The sequence below is a fragment of the Streptomyces smaragdinus genome (genome assembly GCF_009604385.1).
GTDB lineage: Bacteria > Actinomycetota > Actinomycetes > Streptomycetales > Streptomycetaceae > Streptomyces > Streptomyces smaragdinus.
Genome location: NZ_WEGJ01000073.1, coordinates 1 through 16274 on the forward strand (window position 1 = coordinate 1; position 16274 = coordinate 16274).

Consider the following 16274-nt stretch of genomic DNA (forward strand, 5'->3'; position numbering starts at 1 on the left):
GCCTTGTGATGCGGAGTGGGGGAAGCCGCTGGCGCGGCTTCGGGCGGAGGCGCTGCGCGCCCCCGGGGTGTGTGGAGTGAGGCGTCGGCGCTTCGCGCCGCCGGGCCGGCGACTGCGGGGGCGACCGTACGAGGGCCTGTGCTCCGGGGGAGTTCCCCACGGTTGGCGGGCTATGGGGGCGGTGACCAGGGACAATCCGGTAGCCGCCGACGCGGGCAAGGGGACGTTCGACACGCCTGCGCGCGTACGGGAAACGCTCCCAACGCGAGCACGACGCGGCAGTACGCGCGTAGGTGTGTCGGGCGGCCCCGACCCCCAGACCAAAGCAGGCGCACCCCGCCAGGCCAGACACCAACCCCGGAGGCCAAGACACCCACCCCCAGCCCGGCCGGCGTTTGAGGCCTCCGGCCGAAGGCCGGATGCGCGACAGCCGACGCAACCGGAAGACAAAGACCGAAGCACACCGCCGCGCGACGGAGGCGCGACGTCAGTACCGGCGCTCGTCCTCATCCCGCCCCAGGAGCTCATCCGCCAGCGACGGCAGATCGTCCAGAGGCGTCTCCTCCGCCCAAGTCGGCCGCTGCCGCGCCCCGCCCGAGGGGCGGAAGTACGACTCCGGCACCCGGTCCTCCGGAAGCTCTCCCGGCGACGGGACCTGCGGGATGACCCGCGTCTCCTCCCCGTCGGGGTCCGGCACCTGGGGCAGCGGGCGCGTCACGTCCGGATCCGGCACCGCCGGGACGCGCAGCGTCTCCTCCGCGTCCGGGCCGGTGGCCGGCAGCTCCCGCGTGGCCTCCGAGTCCGCGGCGGCGTCCCGCTCCCGCTCCGCCCGGAGCAGGGCCTCCTCCGCCCGGCGCTGCTTCTCGAGCCGCTTCTCCTCCGCCTCCGCCCGCAGCCGCGCCTGCTCCTCGGCGAGGCGCCGCAGCCGCTCCTGCTCCGCGCGGTACGCGGCCTCCTCCGCCTCACGCCGCTGCCGCTCCTCCGCGGCGATCCGGGCGGCCTCCTCCGCGCGCCGGCGGGCGTACTCGGCCTCCCGCTCGGCCTCGAGGCGCTTGGCCTCCTCGATCTCGTGCCGCCGGCGCTCCTCCTCCTCGGCACGCAGCCGGGCGATCTGCTCCTGGCGCTCGCGCTCCTGACGCTCCTCCTCGGCCTTGCGCGCGGCCTCTTCCTCCGCCCGGCGCCTGGCCTCCTCCTCGGCGCGCCGCCGCGCCTCCTCCTGGGCGCGGACCTCGGTCTCGGACAGGGGCAGCAGCTGGTCGAGCCGGTGCCGTACGACCGTGGCGACGTCCTCCGGGTCCTGGGCGGCATCGACGATCAGATAGCGCGCCGGGTCGGCCGCGGCCAGCGTGAGGAAGCCGCTGCGCACCCGCTCGTGGAACTCCGCCGGCTCCGACTCCAGCCGGTCCGGCGCCTCCGTGAACCGCTCGCGCGCGACCTCCGGCGAGATGTCCAGCAGCACCGTCAGATGCGGGACGAGCCCGTCGGTCGCCCACCGCGAGATCCTGGCGATCTCCGTCGGGGAGAGGTCACGGCCCGCCCCCTGGTACGCCACCGACGAGTCGATGTACCGGTCGGTGATGACGACCGCGCCCCGCTCCAGCGCCGGGCGGATGACCGAATCCACGTGCTCCGCCCGGTCCGCCGCGTACAGCAGCGCCTCCGCGCGGTGCGAGATGCCCGCGGACGACACGTCGAGGAGTATCGACCGCAGCCGCTGACCGATGGACGTGGCACCCGGCTCCCGGGTGACGACGACGTCGTGCCCCTTGCCGCGGATCCACTCGGCGAGGGCCTCCACCTGTGTGGACTTCCCCGCGCCGTCCCCGCCTTCGACGGCGATGAAGTACCCGGTGGCCGACGGCGCCACGTCCGGCTCGGCGCCGCGCCGCAGCGCGTCCCGCAGGTCGCGGCGCAGCGGCACGCCCTGGCGGTCGTCGGTCTTGGCCAGCGCGAGCGCGGCGACGGGCAGGAGCAGGGCGCCGATCAGCAGATAGGCGAACGCCGACCCGTCGTGGTCGAAGACGAAGTCGCCGCTCTCCACCCGGTGCCGCCCGATCACCGCGGCCAGCAGCGGGGCGGCGATCGCGGCGAGGGCGATGACGAGCCGTACGACGGCGTGCAGATGCGCGGTGACCCGGGCCTGGCGCGCGGCCTCCGTCTCCTGGTCCAGCAGCGTGTGCCCCGTCGCGGCGGCGACCCCCGCGGCGATCCCGGCGAGCAGCGCGACGCCGAGCGACGTCGCCGTGTCACCGATCAGCCCGACGGCGAGCAGCGCGAGCCCGGCGACCGCCGTGGCCAGCGCCAGCAGCCGGCGCCGGGAGAGGACGGGCAGCACCTTCGGCGCGAGGCGGATCCCGAGCCCCGGGCCGCCGGTGAAGGCCAGCACCAGCAGCGCGTACGTCACCGGCCCGCCACCCAGGTCGCGCGCCTGCAGGACGGCGATGGCCGTGGCCGCCGCGACAGCTCCGGCGACGGCGGCGCCGGTGAGCACCAGCACCGGGATCGCGCCCGTACGGCCGCGCACCAGGTCGCCCTCCAGCGACCTCGGCCGGCGCAGGCCCTCCAGCGGGGAACGGGGGCGCCGGGAGTCGCTGTCCGGGAGCTCGAGGAAGTACAGAACGGTGATCGAGGCGGCGAACAGCCCGGCCGCCAGATACGAGCCGAGGGCCACCTGGTGCAGGTGGAACCACTCGATCCCCGACCCCAGCAGATTGCTGACCAGCGTGATCGCCAGGAGGGCCGCGGCGGCGGCCGGCACGGCGAGATACGCGGTGCGCAGGGAGAGGCGGCGCAGCGCCTCATAGTGATCCGGGAGCGCCCTGACCGCCGCGCCTTCGGCGGGCGGTGCGGGGAGCAGCGCCGGGGCGGCGCCGTCCTTGGCCACGGTCCACAGGCGCTCGGCCGCGCCCCCCACGAACGCGGTGACCAGCAGCCAGGTCAGCGCGCGGTCCGGCGTCCAGTCGATCCACAGCGGGGCGACGAGCAGCAGTCCGACGCGCAGGACATCCGCGACGATCATCGTCCAGCGCTTGTCGAGCGGGCCCTTCGCTCCCGTCAGCTGAGTCAGGGGGCCGAGCAGGACGGCGCCGAAGAGCAGCGTCGCGAGGATCCGTACGGCGAAGACCGCCGCAACGGCGATCGCCGTGCCGCGGTATCCCTCGCCGAACATGCTCTCGGCGCCCGCCGCCTGCACGGTGAGCGCCGTCAGCACCAGCAGGGCCAGGGCGTCGCCGATCCCGCCGATCAGCTCGGCGCCCCAGAGGCGGCGCAGCGGGGGATGGCGCAGGAGGGCCTTCACGGCGCGCTCGCGTGAGTCGGCGGCGAGGCTGTCCGTGGGGTGGGTTCCTACGGGGTTCTGCTCGGCGCGATTCATGGGGTCAAGACTATCGAGCGTCGGTGGAACGGTGGGCTCCCCACCGAACATCTGGTCTTACGACCAGGGTTTTCGCAGGTCAGGGCAGGGTGACGGTTTGTCGGCCTGTGGATAACTCACGGTTCGGGACGCTGCGGGGGCTTCGCCCCCGGCCCCCTTTTCGGCGCTGGCGCGCCTCGTCCTCAAACGCCGGACGGGCTGGAAGTCGGTCCTTTCGCGCTGCAAGCCCCGGTTCGCAGGCCGCACCGGCTCCCGCCCACTCCGCCCATATAGCCCTCGGCTTCAGGGGCCCCTACGCCCCGTCATCCTCCACCGACGCCGTCGCCGTGCGCTTCGTCGCCGTCTTCTTTGCCGCCGCCGTCTTCGCGGTCGTCTTCTTGGCAGCGGTCGTCTTCTTCGCGGCCGTCTTCTTCGCCACGGTCTTCTTGGCGGCCGTCTTCTTCGCCGCGGCCTTCTTCGCCGGCGCCTTCTTCGCCGTCTTCTTGACCGGCCCCTTCGCCCGCTTCTCCGCCAGCAGCTCGTAGCCCCGCTCCGGCGTGATCGTGTCCACGTCGTCGTCGCGGCGCAGCGTCGCGTTCGTCTCGCCGTCCGTCACGTACGGGCCGAACCGGCCGTCCTTCACGACCACCGGCTTCTCCGAGACCGGGTCCGTCCCGAGCTCCTTCAGCGGCGGCTTGGCGGCGGCCCGTCCGCGCTGCTTGGGCTGGGCGTAGATGGCCAGCGCCTCGTCCAGCGTGATCGTGAAGAGCTGCTCCTCCGACGTCAGCGAACGCGAGTCCGTGCCCTTCTTCAAGTACGGGCCGTAGCGGCCGTTCTGCGCGGTGATCTCCACGCCCTCGGCGTCCTCGCCGACGACCCGGGGGAGGGACATCAGCTTGAGGGCCTCGGCCAGCGTGACCGTGTCGAGGGACATCGATTTGAAAAGTGAGGCCGTCCGCGGCTTCACCGCGTTCTTCCCCGTCTTCGGCGTGCCCTCCGGCAGCACCTCCGTCACGTACGGCCCGTACCGGCCGTCCTTCGCGACGATCGGATAGCCGGTCGACGGATCGGTGCCCAGCTCGAAGTCGCCGGAGGGCTTCGCCAGCAGCTCCTCCGCGTACTCCACCGTCAGCTCGTCCGGCGCCAGGTCGTCGGGGACGTCGGCGCGGTGGCCGGTCTCCCCCTCGACGTCCGAGGGGCGCTCGACGTACGGGCCGTAGCGGCCGACGCGCAGCACGATCCCGTTGCCGACGGGGAAGGACGACACCTCGCGGGCGTCGATGGAGCTGAGGTCCGTGACGAGTTCCTTCAGCCCGGCCAGGTGGTCGTCGCCGTCGCGCTCCTCGGCGGGCGTCTCCACGCCGTCCTCGCCGAAGTAGAACCGCCGCAGCCACGGCACCGCCTGTGCCTCGCCGCGGGCGATGCGGTCGAGGTCGTCCTCCATCTTCGCGGTGAAGGAGTAGTCGACGAGCCGCCCGAAGTGCTGCTCCAGCAGCCGGATGACGGCGAACGACAGGAAGGACGGCACCAGGGCCGTGCCCTTCTTGAACACATAGCCGCGGTCGAGGATCGTCCCGATGATCGAGGCGTACGTCGACGGCCGCCCGATCTCCCGCTCCTCCAGCTCCTTGACCAGCGTGGCCTCGGTGTAGCGGGCGGGCGGCTTGGTGGCGTGGCCGTCGACGGACATCTCGGTGGCCGTGAGCGCGTCGCCCTCGGTGACCTGCGGCAGCCGGCGCTCGGCGCTGTCGAGCTCGGCGCCGGGATCGTCGGCGCCCTCGACGTACGCCTTCATGAAGCCGTGGAACGTGATGATCTTGCCGGAGGCGGTGAACTCGCAGTCCCGCCCGTCGGCGGCCGCGCCGCCCACGCGGACGGTCACCGACTGACCGGTGGCGTCCTTCATCTGCGAGGCGACGGTGCGCTTCCAGATCAGCTCGTACAGCCGGAACTGGTCACCGGTCAGCCCCGTCTCGGCGGGCGTGCGGAAGCGGTCGCCGGAGGGCCGGATCGCCTCGTGCGCCTCCTGCGCGTTCTTCACCTTGGAGGCGTACGTACGGGGCTTGTCCGGCAGGTACTCCGCGCCGTACAGCTGCGTGACCTGGGCCCGGGCGGCGGTGACGGCTGTGTCGGAGAGGGTCGTGGAGTCCGTACGCATGTACGTGATGAAGCCGTTCTCGTACAGCTTCTGCGCCACCTGCATGGTGGCCTTCGCGCCGAAGCCGAGTTTGCGCGAGGCCTCCTGCTGGAGCGTGGTCGTACGGAACGGGGCGTACGGCGAGCGGCGGTACGGCTTGGACTCGACGCCGCGCACGGTGAAGGACGTCTGCTCCAGGGCGGCGGCCAGCGCGCGGGCGGCCGCCTCGTCCAGATGCAGCGTGTCGGACTTCTGCTTCCCGTCGGGGCCGAAGTCGCGGCCCTGGGCGACGCGCTTGCCGTCGACGGTGTTGAGGCGGGCGCCGAAAGTCGAGGGATCGGAGGCATCGCCCGCGCGACCGGTGGAGAAGACGCCGGCCAGGTCCCAGTACTCGGCGGAGTGGAAGGCGATCCGCTCGCGCTCCCGCTCGACGACGAGCCGGGTGGCGACGGACTGCACACGGCCGGCGGACAGCCGCGGCATGACCTTCTTCCACAGCACCGGCGAGACCTCGTACCCGTACAGCCGGTCGAGGATACGGCGGGTCTCCTGGGCGTCGACCAGCTTCTGGTTCAGCGTGCGGGGGTTGTTCACCGCCTGCTGGATGGCGTCCTTGGTGATCTCGTGGAAGACCATCCGGTGGACGGGCACCTTGGGCTTGAGCACCTCGAGCAGATGCCAGGCGATGGCCTCGCCCTCGCGGTCCTCGTCCGTCGCGAGGAAGAGCTCGTCGGAGTCGGCGAGCAGCTGCTTGAGCTTGGAGACCTGCTGCTTCTTGTCCGCGTTGACGACGTACAGGGGCTGGAAGTCCGCGTCGACGTTCACGCCGAGGCGTGCCCACGGCTCACCCTTGTACTTCGCCGGCACCTCGGCCGCGCCGTTGGGGAGATCACGGATGTGTCCGACGCTCGACTCGACCTCGTAGCCGGGGCCGAGATAGCCCTTGATCGTCTTCGCCTTGGCGGGCGACTCGACGATGACGAGTCGGCGGGTCTGGCTGGTCGGGGACAACTTCGCTCTCTTCTCCGGTCAGTCTTGGCTCGGTCCTGGTGGTGTCTCGTACGCCTGGTGCATTGGTGCGGAGTGTGACGGTACATACCGCCCCCGTGTCAAGCGGCAAAAGCCCCGGGCGTCACTCGAACGGTAACCCGAGTCTTGCCATTCCTGCCGCACAGGGCCGAATCCGGGCAATGTCGCCGGGGGTGGCCGACACCGTAAAACGGATGTCATGGATCATTCCGGGCGGGCGGCGTACGGCGGTTCCGGCTCGCCGTGCGACTTCGGCCGGTATGCGCCTTGTCACAGTCCCCGGAGTGTCGTACGGGGGGTGCGGGACGCAAACGCCCCGGGGGCCGTCCGCGGTGGTGCGGGACGGCCCCCGGAGGGAACGGACGAACGCGGTGGTCAGCCGCCGTACGGGTTCTGACCCTGCTGCGGGTAGCCACCCTGCTGGGGGTAGCCGGGCTGCTGCGGGTAACCGGGCTGGGCGTAGCCCTGCTGCTGGGGATACCCGGGCTGCTGGTAGCCGGCCTGGGGGTAACCCGGCTGCGGGTAGCCGCCCTGGCCGCCGTAGCCGACCTCGGGGTACTTCGGGTTCGGGCCGTACTGGTTCGGGCCGGGCTGGCTGTCGGTGCACCAGAGCACGATCGACCAGATGGTGCCGATACCGAACGGGATGAGGGCGATGAAGATCCAGCCGCCGGACTTGCCGATGTCGTGCATACGACGGACGTTCACGGCCAGCGAGGGGACGATGACACCCACGACGTAGACGCCGAACAGGACGAACACGAGCGCGGCCGAGTCCGCGGCACCGGACAGGATGGCACCGATGCCCAACAGCACCGCCATGGCGATGTAGTTGAACAGCATGTACATCCAGAACTCCTTGCGCCGCGCGCGGCCCTGGAAGTTCGCGTAGTTCTTGAGTACGTGTATGTACCAGTTCATACTTCTTGTTTCCTCCCCGCGACGCCCCGAGCGGAGGAGCGCCAAAAAAACGACAAACAGAGAAGCTACCGGCCATCCACCCCTACGGGGAATGCATCTCAGGTCACGGTTCGGCTGTAACCGCTTACCCCGTCGCCTCCGGCCGCCCCTGCGCCCGCATGGCCCGCGGCCCACGGCCACCGCCGGTCGCCACCGGCTCCAGGAATCCCTCCGCCACCAGCTCCCGCAGCCGCGCCGGGAACGTCTCCCGCAGCTTGCCCGGGTCCTCCCCCAGGAGCTGGGCGATCGCGTCCAGGATCCGCCCCGCGCTCAGCGTGCCGTCGCAGGCGCCGACGAGCGCCGCCCCCACGGTGTCCGCCCGCGTCGCCCGCCGCATCCCCCGGCCCGAGCGCAGGACGACGTGCTCGGGGTCCTCCTCACCGGGCCGCCCCAGCTGCTCCTGCACCACCTCGCCGGCCACCGTGTAGTGCCCGGCGAGCAGCGTGTCGTCGCCCATCCCCCGCAGCCACGCGGCCCGCTCGAAGTGGCCGGATACCGCCGGTCCCAGGGGCTGCTCCACGGCGTGCGGCCACTCCTCGACGGTCAGCGACGGCGCCCCGCCGCCCGTCTTGCGCAGCGTGATCCACCCGAAGCCGACGCCGCGCACCCCGCGCCGCTCGAATTCGGCCAGCCACGCGTCGTACCGCCGCTCGTACTCGCCCGGTACGGCCCGGTGGTCGCCGGCGTCGCGCAGCCACAGCTCCGCGTACTCGGTGGGGTCCTGCACCTCGCGCTGCACGATCCACGCGTCGCACCCGCGCGGCACCCAGCCGGCGATCCGCTCGCGCCAGTCCTGCCCGTCGAGGTGCTCCCAGTTGGCGAGGAGCTGGCAGTAGCCGCCGTCGTTGAGGTGGCCGGCCGCCTGCCCGACGAGGGTGCGGCACAGCTCGTCCCCGGCCATCCCGCCGTCGCGGTAGGTGAGTCGGTGGCCGGGCGAGATCACGAACGGCGGGTTGGAGACGATCAGGTCGTACGTCGCCTCCCCGACGGGTTCGAACAGCGACCCCTCGAGCAGCTCGGCCTCCGGCGCCCCGCTGAGCGCCAGGGTGAGCCGGGTGAAGGCGAGGGCGCGCGGGTTGAGGTCGGTGGCGGTGACCCGGGCGGCGTGGGCGGAGGCGTGCAGCGCCTGGATGCCGGAGCCGGTGCCGACGTCGAGGGCGCTGGGCACAGGCGTACGAACGGTGATCCCGGCGAGCGTGGTTGACGCCCCGCCGACGCCCAGCACGAGGTCCTCACGCCCCCCGCGTGCGCCCGCCGCACCGCCGACGGCGCACCCGAGGTCGGAGACGACGTACCAGTCCTGCCCGTCGGGCCCCGCGTAGGGCCGGACGTCGGCGACGGCCGCCACGTCCCCGTCGTCCGTCGTACGCAGCCAGCCGCCGTCCAGCGGCAGCGCCGCGGCCGCCACGGCGCGCGGGACGGCCTGCCGGAGCAGGAAGAGCCGGGTGAGGACGGCCGCCGGGTCGTCGTCGGCGCGCGTGGCGCGTTCGGCGGGGACGGTCTCGCCGCGGGCGAGGGCGGCGTAGGCGGGCGCGCCGAGAAGGTCCAGCAGGCCGTCGGCGGTGAAACCGGCCCGGAGCGCCGCCTCGCGCAGCGGTGCGGCGCTCCCGGCGTGGGGAAGTGTGCTCACCCCGGCAGGCTACCGGTGATGATCACGCCTTGTTGTCGCCCTTGGTCTCGGTGCGCTGGCAGCCGTCCTGACGCGCCATGGCGTCCTCGAGCTCGCCCTCGGTCATCTCCTTGAGGTCGCCGTCCGCCGGGTCGATCTTGTGGACCTGGTCGGCGAGCTTCTGCAGGCCCTGGGCGTACTTGCCCTGGTCCTCGGTGTCGAGCTTCTGGGCCGAGGCCTTGAGCGCGGCGTACGCGTCGGCCTTGTCCGTGAGATACGCCACCGTCTTGGTCTGGACGTTCTTGCCGTCGTCGACCGGCGGGACGCCGAGGTCGGTGTAGGCGGCGGCCATCGCCTGGTAGGCCTTGGCCGACTTGTCGAAGGCGGAGACGTACGCCGCCTTGGCCTTGGTGGCCTCGGGCTCGCCGGTGGCCTTCGCCATCTCCGCGGTGGCCTCGTCGCGGTTCTTCAGCTGCTCGCGCAGCGTGTCGCAGACGCCGGCGGCCCACGCGTCGACCTTCTTCTCACGTGCGTCGTCCGCGTTGCTGCAGCCGCTCGCCACCAGCGCCAGGGCGGTGGCGCCGATGAGCGCGGCACCGATCTTCTTGATCACGGGGGTCCTTTCGACGGCTCCTCGGCCCCGGAAGATACCCGACCACCCCGCCCGAGGGACGAATCGCGCAGTTCGCACGCCGGGGAGGGGCCCGTCTGGCGTACGGGAACGGGGCGGGACCGTCGCTGCGGTCCCGCCCCGTTCCGTATGCCCAGGTCGTCGCGTTACGAGTTGACGACCGCGGGGTCGGAGGCCTGCTTGGCCACCTTGCCGGGGGTCTCCTCGGCGCCCTCGTCGCCGACGGCGATGCCGCGGCGCTTCGAGGAGTACACCGCGCCGACGATCACCACGATCGAGACGATCGCGATGCCCGCGCGGATGCCCGGGCTGGCGTCGTCGCCGAAGGAGAACTGGACGACCGCCGGGGCGATCAGCAGCGCCACCAGGTTCATCACCTTCAGCAGCGGGTTGATCGCGGGACCGGCGGTGTCCTTGAACGGGTCACCGACGGTGTCACCGATCACCGTGGCGGCGTGGGCCTCGGAGCCCTTGCCCCCGTGGTGACCGTCCTCGACGAGCTTCTTGGCGTTGTCCCACGCGCCGCCGGAGTTCGCCAGGAACACGGCCATCAGGGTGCCGGTGCCGATCGCGCCCGCGAGGAACGAGCCGAGCGCGCCCACCCCGAGGCTGAAGCCCACCGCGATCGGCGCCATCACGGCCAGCAGACCGGGGGTACGCAGTTCGCGCAGGGCGTCCTTGGTGCAGATGTCGACGACCCTGCCGTACTCCGGGGTCTCCGTGTAGTCCATGATCCCGGGCTTCTCCCGGAACTGCCGGCGCACCTCGTAGACCACGGCGCCCGCGGAACGCGACACCGCGTTGATCGCGAGCCCGGAGAACAGGAACACGACCGCCGCGCCCAGCATCAGACCGACCAGGTTGTTCGGCTGGCCGATGATCAGGTTCAGGGTCATGTGCGCGTCGATCGTGGTCTCGGCCTTCGCGACCGCCGTACCGATGGCGTCCTGGTACGAGCCGAACAGCGCTGCCGCCGCGAGCACGGCGGTGGCGATGGCGATGCCCTTGGTGATGGCCTTCGTGGTGTTGCCGACCGCGTCCAGGTCGGTGAGGACCTGGGCGCCCTCGCCCTCGACGTCACCGGACATCTCGGCGATGCCCTGGGCGTTGTCGGAGACGGGGCCGAAGGTGTCCATCGCGACGATGACGCCGACGGTGGTCAGCAGGCCCGTACCGGCCAGGGCCACGGCGAACAGCGCGAGGGTGATGGACGTACCGCCGAGCAGGAACGCCCCGTACACGCCGAGGCCGATGAGCAGCGCCGTGTAGACGGCGGACTCCAGGCCGATGGAGATACCGGAGAGCACGACGGTGGCGGGGCCGGTCAGCGACGTCTTGCCGATGTCGCGGACCGGGCGCCGGTTGGTCTCGGTGAAGTACCCGGTGAGCTGCTGGATCAGGGCGGCCAGCACGATGCCGATGGCGACGGCCACCAGGGCCAGGACACGCGGGTCGCCGTCCATGGCCTTGATCGGGCCCTCGGCGTTGTCGAGCTCCGCGAAGCTGCCGGGCAGATACACGAAGACCGCGACGGCCACCAGCACCAGGGAGATCACCGCGGAGATGAAGAACCCGCGGTTGATGGCGGTCATCCCGCTGCGGTCGGAGCGCCGGGGGGCGACGGCGAAGATACCGATCATCGCGGTGAGGACGCCGATCGCGGGCACGATCAGCGGGAGCGCCAGCCCCGCGTCGCCGAAGGCGACCTTGCCCAGGATGAGCGCGGCGACGAGCGTCACGGCGTACGACTCGAACAGGTCGGCCGCCATACCGGCGCAGTCGCCCACGTTGTCGCCGACGTTGTCGGCGATGGTGGCGGCGTTGCGCGGGTCGTCCTCCGGGATGCCCTGCTCGACCTTGCCGACCAGGTCGGCGCCGACGTCGGCGGCCTTGGTGAAGATGCCGCCGCCGACACGCATGAACATCGCGATCAGCGCGGCGCCGAGGCCGAAGCCCTCGAGCACCTTCGGCGCGTCGGCCGCGTAGACGAGCACGACCACCGCGGCGCCGAGCAGACCGAGGCCGACGGTGAACATGCCGACCACGCCGCCCGTACGGAAGGCGATCTTCATGGCCTTGTGGGAGACCTCGGTGAGGTCGCGGGCGGCCTCGCCCTCGCCGGGGGTGGCCTCACGGGCCGCGGCGGCCACGCGCACGTTGGAGCGCACCGCGAGCCACATGCCGATGTAGCCGGTCGCGGCCGAGAAGGCCGCGCCGATCAGGAAGAACACCGAACGGCCGGCCCGCTGGTTCCAGTCGTCGGCCGGGAGCAGCATCAGGAGGAAGAACACGACCACGGCGAAGATGCCGAGAGTTCGCATCTGCCTGGCCAGATACGCGTTCGCGCCTTCTTGCACCGCCGCGGCGATCTTCTTCATGCTGTCGGTTCCCTCGCCGGCGGCGAGGACCTGACGGACCAACACCACGGCGACGGCGAGTGCGGCCACGGCGACGACGGCGATAACCGCGACAATCGCTCGATTGTCGCCGGTCAATACCGCGGCTGCGAGTGTTTGGTCCTGTGCGAGTGGGGTAAAGAGCCCCGCCATTCGTCCTCCTTGACGTACGGCACATGGGCGTTGCGGCAAACCGGCCGGTGGGGCCGGGTTGGGCGGCCGCAGCGCTCAGGCGTCCTGAGCTGCAAGATGTGGACGGATTCTAGGGAGAAGCCCTGGATCAAAACAGGGCGTGCGAAGCGGAATTCGCCTGACGTGGAGATCAACGAGGCGACCGAAGCCCGGCAATTCGCTCGTAAGGAGGACCGGGGACCGGCGTTTTTGATCTATTGTGAAATAAATAACGATCACGCTAATCGATCTTTATTATCGAGATAATCCCAGATCAAAGCTTGATCGAATTCAAGATGATGATGCTCTCGGCGGATAAACGATCTTCCGGGCACGGCGGATCGGCACACCGGTGAAGAAGTTCGCGATCAGTGGCCGAAACAGCCCGTCACACTACTGGGACGGGCCGGGCATGGCGGGACGATCAGGGCGTGACCGAGTCCGGGGTGGTGGGCCAGCTCATCCGGATGAGGCCGCCGGCCTCGCCCGTGGTGACCTCGACGTCGTCCACCAGCCCGCTGATGACCGCGAGGCCCATCTGGTCCTCGCCGTCCTCCGCGCCGTCGAGGGCGTCGGGGTCGGGGTGGTGTCCGGCGGCCGTACGGGCCGCGGGCACGGCGTAACTCGACGGATCGGCCGGGGCGTCGTCACCGACCTCGATGGAGAATCTCTTCTCCTCCTCCGTCAGCACCACCCGCACCGGGCTGTCGACGCCGCTGCTGATGTGCAGCCCCACGGCGCGCGAGCAGGCCTCGCCGACCGCGAGGCGGACCTCGTCGAGCACGGCCTCGTCGACGCCGGCCCGGCGGGCGACCGCGGCCGCGACCAGGCGGGCGGTGCGCACGTGCTCGGGCAGTGCGCTGAATCGCAGTTCGACGGTGGCCATGCCATCCCCCTAGGTCGTCCGGGGCTGCGGGACGGGACGTACGGGCGGCCTCGGGGCGGCCCGTACTCCGTCGTTCGTCTGCCTCGCCGGTGTCACTGTCTTCGCCTGTAGATGGTCGCAGGCGCTCAGTCCTTGGCGTTGACCGCCTCGTCCACCGAGGTGTGGATCGGGAAGACCTTGGTCAGGCCGGTGATACGGAAAATCTTGAGAATGCGCTCCTGGTTGCACACCAGCCGCAGCGAACCCTCGTGCGCCCGCACCCGCTTCAGACCGCCGACCAGCACACCCAGACCGGTGGAGTCGAGGAAGTCGACGCCCTCCATGTCGACCACCAGGTGGTAACTGCCGTCGTTCACGAGCTCGACCAGCTGCTCGCGCAGCTTGGGCGCGGTATAGACGTCAATCTCGCCACCGACCTCGACGACCGTGCGGTCGCCGTCCGGGCCGGGAACGGTTCGAGTCGACAGGGACAGGTCCACGGATCCTCCAGCACCTTGCAGCGAGCGGCTGCCCTCAAAGATTGTTCGGCACCCGCGAAGGCATTCAATCACTACCCGGGTGAGTGCACGACGCCTTCGAGGCATTGTCCGCCGCACCGGTGACCCACCGGTGCGAGACTCGGTGGCGATGGACACCACCAGCAACAACCCGGGTGCGCCCGGCAGAACGGGACCCGGCGCGATCCTGCGGCGGCTCGCCGCCCGCTCCGACCGCCGTCAGCGCATCACTCATACGGAGCACTTGCCCTCCCGGGCCGGGGCCCATTCCTCGTGGCCGGACGGGATCCGGCCCGAGGTCGTGGCCGCGATCGAGTCGGCCGGAATCGAGCGTCCGTACCGCCATCAGGCGGAGGTGGCCGCGCACGCGCTGGCGGGCGAGTCGGCGGTGGTGGCGACCGGGACCGCGTCGGGGAAGTCGCTGGCGTATCTGGCGCCGGTGCTGAGCGCGGCGCTGGACGGCTCCGAGGCACCGAACGGGCGCGGCGCGACGGCGCTGTACCTGGCGCCGACCAAGGCCCTCGCGGCGGATCAGCTGCGGGCGCTGAAGGCGCTGGCGGGGCCGCTGGGCAAGGCCGTGCGGCCGGCGGTGTACGACGGGGACACGCCGGTGGAGGAGCGGGACTGGGTGCGGCTGTACGCCAACGTCGTCCTCACCAACCCCGACATGCTGCACCGGGGGCTGCTGCCGGCGCACGCGCGCTGGTCGTCGTTCCTGCGGACGCTGCGGTATGTCGTGATCGACGAGTGCCACACCTACCGGGGGGTGTTCGGCTCTCATGTGGCGCAGGTGCTGCGGCGGCTGCGGCGGGTCTGCGCCCGGTACGGCTCCGACCCGGTGTTCCTGCTGGCGTCGGCCACGGCCGCCGAACCCGGGGAGTCGGCGTCGCGGCTGACCGGGGTGCCGGTCACCGAGGTCACGGAGGACTCCTCGCCGCGCGGGGAGCTGGTGTTCGCGCTGTGGGAGCCGCCGCTGACCCAGCTGCACGGGGAGCGCGGCGCGCCGGTGCGGCGCACGGCGGTGGCCGAGACGGCGGATCTGCTGACGGATCTGGCGGTGTCGGGGGTGCGGACGGTGGCGTTCGTACGGTCGCGGCGGGGGGCGGAGCTGATCTCCCTGATCGCCCAGGAGCGGCTCGCGGAGGTGGACAGGTCGCTCGCCGGGCGTGTCGCGGCGTACCGGGGCGGCTATCTGGCGGAGGAGCGGCGGGCGCTGGAGGCGGCGCTGCACTCGGGGGAGCTGCTGGGGCTGGCGGCGACGACGGCGCTGGAGCTGGGCATGGACGTGTCGGGGCTGGACGCGGTGCTGCTCGCCGGCTACCCGGGGACGCGGGCGTCGCTGTGGCAGCAGGCGGGGCGGGCCGGGCGGGGCGGGCAGGGGGCGCTGGCGGTGCTGGTGGCGCGGGACGATCCGCTGGACACGTATCTGGTCCACCACCCGGACGCGATCTTCCGCCGGCCCGTGGAGCAGACGGTGCTGGATCCCGACAACCCGTACGTCCTCGCCCCCCATCTGTGCGCGGCGGCGGCGGAGATCCCGCTGACCCCGGCGGACCTGGAACTCTTCGGGCCGGCGGCGCCCGAGCTGATGCCGGCGCTGGAGGAGCGGGGGCTGCTGCGGCGCCGGGCGACGGGGTGGCACTGGACGCGGCGGGAGCGGGCGGCGGACCTGGCGGACATCCGCGGCGGCGGGGGGCGGCCGGTGGACGTGGTGGAGGACGGGACGGGGCGGCTGCTGGGCACGGTGGACGCGGGGTCGGCGCATACGGCGGTGCACGAGGGCGCGGTGCATCTGCACCAGGGGCGGACGTACGTCGTACGGGAGCTGGACCTGGAGGACTCCGTGGCGCTGGTGGAGCGGGCGGAGCCCTCGTACACCACGACCGCGCGGGACACCACGGCCGTGTCGATCCTGGAGGTGGACCGGGAGGAGCCGTGGGGCGAGGCGCGGCTGTGCTTCGGGTCGGTGGAGGTCACCAATCACGTCGTCTCCTATCTCAGGCGCCGGATCGTCACCGGCGAGGTGCTGGGGGAGGTCAAGCTGGACCTCCCGCCACGGACGCTGCGGACGCGGGCGGTGTGGTGGACGGTGACGGAGGACCAGCTGCTGGCGGCCTCCGTCGACCCCGTGGACCTCGGCGGGGCGCTGCACGCGGCGGAGCACGCGTCCATCGGCATGCTGCCGCTGTTCGCCACGTGCGACCGGTGGGACATCGGGGGCGTCTCCGTCCCGCTGCACGCGGACACTCTGCTGCCGACGGTGTTCGTGTACGACGGCCACCCCGGCGGCGCGGGCTTCGCCGAGCGGGCGTTCGGCGTGGCGCGGGAGTGGCTCACGGCCACCCGGGCGGCGATCGCGTCGTGCGAGTGCGACGCGGGGTGCCCGTCGTGCGTGCAGTCGCCGAAGTGCGGAAACGGCAACGACCCCCTGGACAAGGCGGCGTCGATCCGCCTCCTCGGCGCCCTCCTGGGGTGAAGGGGCTTCACCCCAGGGCGCCGGCGGCCACCGGCTCGGGCCTGCTCGCACGCGTAGGCAGAGCGCCGGCGCCCACTCCCGGCGTCCGGCTCCGGCACCTACTGACGTCAGTAGGTGCCGGAGCCGGACG

The 16274-nt window shown here is 71.9% G+C and carries 9 protein-coding genes; 1 reads left to right on the forward strand and 8 read right to left on the reverse strand.

Annotated features, from left to right (window positions below; all coding sequences use genetic code 11):
• Positions 1-487: 487 nt before the first annotated feature.
• From tmk to SRB5_RS35115, 8 genes are all read right to left on the reverse strand, one after another.
• Positions 488-3373, reverse strand: coding sequence for a dTMP kinase (gene tmk, locus SRB5_RS35080; RefSeq protein WP_153457812.1), 2886 nt, complete (start codon positions 3371-3373; stop codon positions 488-490).
• A 292-nt stretch (positions 3374-3665) separates the two neighbouring features.
• Positions 3666-6500: a type I DNA topoisomerase gene (gene topA / locus SRB5_RS35085; RefSeq protein ID WP_153457813.1), complete on the reverse strand. Its 2835-nt coding sequence runs from the start codon at positions 6498-6500 to the stop codon at positions 3666-3668.
• 393 nt (positions 6501-6893) lie between these two features.
• A complete protein-coding gene (locus SRB5_RS35090; protein ID WP_153457815.1) occupies positions 6894-7439 on the reverse strand; it encodes a DUF805 domain-containing protein in 546 nt (181 codons plus the stop codon).
• 124 nt (positions 7440-7563) lie between these two features.
• Positions 7564-9108, reverse strand: coding sequence for a class I SAM-dependent methyltransferase (locus tag SRB5_RS35095; RefSeq protein ID WP_323379016.1), 1545 nt, complete (start codon positions 9106-9108; stop codon positions 7564-7566).
• A gap of 22 nt (positions 9109-9130) precedes the next feature.
• Positions 9131-9700, reverse strand: a complete 570-nt coding sequence (locus tag SRB5_RS35100) for a small secreted protein (RefSeq protein ID WP_153457817.1) — start codon at positions 9698-9700, stop codon at positions 9131-9133.
• Between the two features lie 164 nt (positions 9701-9864).
• Positions 9865-12267, reverse strand: coding sequence for a sodium-translocating pyrophosphatase (locus tag SRB5_RS35105; protein ID WP_153457819.1), 2403 nt, complete (start codon positions 12265-12267; stop codon positions 9865-9867).
• Between the two features lie 442 nt (positions 12268-12709).
• Positions 12710-13171 carry an ATP-binding protein gene (locus tag SRB5_RS35110; protein ID WP_194293123.1) on the reverse strand — a complete coding sequence of 154 codons (462 nt, stop codon included), beginning with the start codon at positions 13169-13171 and terminating at the stop codon, positions 12710-12712.
• A 125-nt stretch (positions 13172-13296) separates the two neighbouring features.
• On the reverse strand, positions 13297-13650 hold the full coding sequence (locus SRB5_RS35115; RefSeq protein WP_323379017.1) for an STAS domain-containing protein: 354 nt from the start codon (positions 13648-13650) through the stop codon (positions 13297-13299).
• A 148-nt stretch (positions 13651-13798) separates the two neighbouring features.
• Here SRB5_RS35115 and SRB5_RS35120 point away from each other — a divergent pair, with 148 nt between their 5' ends.
• Entirely contained in the window at positions 13799-16144 is a 2346-nt protein-coding gene (locus SRB5_RS35120) for a DEAD/DEAH box helicase (protein ID WP_153457821.1), read from the forward strand.
• Positions 16145-16274 lie beyond the last annotated feature (130 nt).

Bases quoted from the DNA above. Each gene is read 5' to 3' on its own strand.
- tmk (WP_153457812.1), bottom strand. From the start codon at position 3,373: ATGAATCGCGCCGAGCAGAACCCCGTAGGAACCCACCCCACGGACAGC.
- SRB5_RS35090 (WP_153457815.1), bottom strand. From the start codon at position 7,439: ATGAACTGGTACATACACGTACTCAAGAACTACGCGAACTTCCAGGGC.
- SRB5_RS35105 (WP_153457819.1), bottom strand. From the start codon at position 12,267: ATGGCGGGGCTCTTTACCCCACTCGCACAGGACCAAACACTCGCAGCC.
- SRB5_RS35110 (WP_194293123.1), bottom strand. From the start codon at position 13,171: ATGGCCACCGTCGAACTGCGATTCAGCGCACTGCCCGAGCACGTGCGC.
- SRB5_RS35120 (WP_153457821.1), top strand. From the start codon at position 13,799: ATGGACACCACCAGCAACAACCCGGGTGCGCCCGGCAGAACGGGACCC.